Source organism: Mycobacterium sp. TH-M82, assembly GCF_057473605.1.
Genome location: NZ_JBYCKY010000293.1, coordinates 1 through 2,394, shown reverse-complemented (window position 1 = coordinate 2,394; position 2,394 = coordinate 1). Strand labels below are relative to the sequence as shown.

At 70.6% G+C, this 2,394-nt stretch carries 3 protein-coding genes; all 3 read left to right on the top strand.

Translation table 11 applies throughout. From position 1 onward, the window contains the following. Nucleotides 1-901 (top strand): adenylate/guanylate cyclase domain-containing protein (locus AC2VON_RS09295; RefSeq protein WP_486952690.1); only part of this gene is annotated, 901 nt, incomplete at its 5' end. Nucleotides 902-910: 9 nt separating this feature from the next. Beyond that, complete coding sequence (locus AC2VON_RS09290) at nt 911-1,714, top strand: rhomboid-like protein (RefSeq protein ID WP_486952689.1); 804 nt, start codon at nt 911-913, stop codon at nt 1,712-1,714. A gap of 160 nt (nt 1,715-1,874) precedes the next feature. Then, the coding region (locus tag AC2VON_RS09285) for a tRNA ligase subunit PheS family protein (RefSeq protein ID WP_486952688.1) at nt 1,875-2,394 on the top strand (520 nt) is incomplete at its 3' end.

Here is a 2,394-nt window from a genome sequence, read left to right as displayed (position 1 = left end):
GGGCGAAGTCGAAGAACCGGTGACAACCGCGGCGCTCTCCACTCTTCGGCGGCTCCCTCCGGTCTCGATACAGAACGCCACCCAGTGGTTGCACACCACCAACCGCAACCCCGGGGTGGTCGGCCTGATCCGGCGGGCCCGGCGACTGCTGCCCGGCGACCCCGAGTTCGGTGACCCGTTGTCCACCGCCGGCGACGGCGGTCCCCGCGCCGCCGCGCGCGCCGCCGACCGGTTGCTGGGCGATCGCGGTGCCGCGTCGCGCGAGGTCAGCCTGGGTGTGCTGCAGCTGTGGCAGGCGCTGACCGAGGCGGTTTCCCGACAGCCGGCCAATCCGGAGGTGACGCTGGTCTTCACCGACCTGGTCGGGTTCTCCGCCTGGTCGCTGCAGGCCGGCGACGACGCGGCCCTGACGCTGTTGCGGCAGGTCGCGCAGGCCATCGAGCCGCCGCTGTTGGACGCCGGCGGGCACATCGTCAAACGGTTGGGCGACGGGCTGATGGCGGTGTTCGGCGACCCGGCCGTCGCCGTGCGGGCCGCGCTGGCCGCCGAAAGGGCCCTGCGATCGGTCGAGGTGGCCGACCATACCCCGCGGATGCGGGTTGGCATTCACACCGGGCGCCCGCAGCGGATGGCCTCCGACTGGCTCGGCGTCGACGTCAACATCGCGGCCCGAGTTATGGAACGGGCCACCAAAGGTGGAATCATGGTGTCCAGTTCGACGTTGGACCTGATACCGCAGAGCGAACTGGACGCCCTGGGCGTCTTTGCAAAACGAGCACGTAAGCCCATGTTTGCGCCCCAGCCCGCCGGGCTGCCCGCAGACTTGGCGATCTATCGCCTCAAGGCCAGTAGGGAGTTGGCAGTTTCCGATGACAGCGACGAAGCCGAATCACAGGCATAGTAGGTGTCGATGATCTACGGCATCTTGTCCCGGCTCGGCCGGATCCGGTTCACCGTCGGCTACGTGGCAGTACTGCTGGCCGTCAGTTCCGCGCTGATCGTTCTGGGCCCCCAGACGCGCGACATCATCATTCAGCGCGCCAGCACCAACCTGCACAATCTGGCCCACGGGCACCTGGGCACCCTGCTCGGCAGCGCGTTGGTCGTCGACGCGGGTCCGCTGTATTTCTGGCTGCCCTTTCTGACGTGCATGCTCGTGCTCGCCGAACTGCACCTGCGCACCATCCGGCTGGTCGTGGCGTTCGTGGTGGGGCATATCGGTGCGACGCTTCTGGTCGCCGCCGCGCTTGCCGCGGCCGTCGAGCTGCGTTGGCTACCGTTGTCGGTCACCCGGGCCAGTGACGTCGGCATGAGCTACGGCGCCCTCGCGGTCCTCGGAGCGATGACCGCGGTGATTCCCCGGCGCTGGCGGATGGCGTGGGTCGGCTGGTGGGTGGCCGCGGGCATCGCCTCGGCGATCGTCGGCGGCGATTTCACCGACGCCGGTCACACCGTCGCCGTCATCCTCGGTGTGCTGGTGTCGTCCCGGTTCCGCCAGCCGATCGTGTGGACCCCGATGCGGACCATGATGTTGGTCGCGTCCTCGGGCTTCGGGTTCCTGCTGCTGGCCCACCACTGGGCGACGATCGCCGCGGCGCCGGTCTTCGGTGCCCTGGGCGCGGTGCTGGCCTACAAGATCGACCAGGTGGTCACGGCGCGCAGGGCGGTGCCGCTCGCGGCACCGGCAGCCCCGCAGCCGGCTGTGTCCGGATAGACAGCAGCCGCTGGCCGGTCGGGCGCGCAACTCGCAGGGCGCCCGACCCCATCGCATATGATCGGCACTCGGCCGGTGCCGCGCGCGGGCCGGAATAATGGGGCGCGCCCGGCGACGATGCGGGCAACCGGACAGCCATGAGCAAGGAGAGTGCCGCCGCGTGGGTGAGCAACCCGTCGACCTGTCGCCGGAAGCGTTGGCCAAGGCGGTCACCGCCGCCCGGGAGGCCATTGCAGGCGCGGGCGACCTCGACGCGCTGGCCCGCATCAAGACCGAACACCTCGGCGACCGTTCGCCGCTGGCGCTGGCCCGCCAGGCGCTGGCCGCCGTGCCCAAGGAGGAGCGCGCCGACGCCGGAAAGCGCGTCAACACCGCGCGCGGCGAGGCCCAGCGCAGCTATGACGAACGGCTGGCGGCGCTGCGGGCCGAGCGGGACGCGGCCGTGCTGGTCGCCGAGGCCATCGACGTCACCCTGCCGTCGACGCGGCAGCCGCCCGGCGCCCGGCACCCGATCACGATCCTGGCCGAGCACATCGCCGACACCTTCGTCGCCATGGGCTGGGAGGTGGCCGAGGGCCCCGAGGTCGAAACCGAGCAGTTCAACTTCGACGCCCTCAACTTCCCGGCCGACCACCCCGCCCGCAGCGAGCAGGACACCTTCTACATCGCGCCGGAGAACT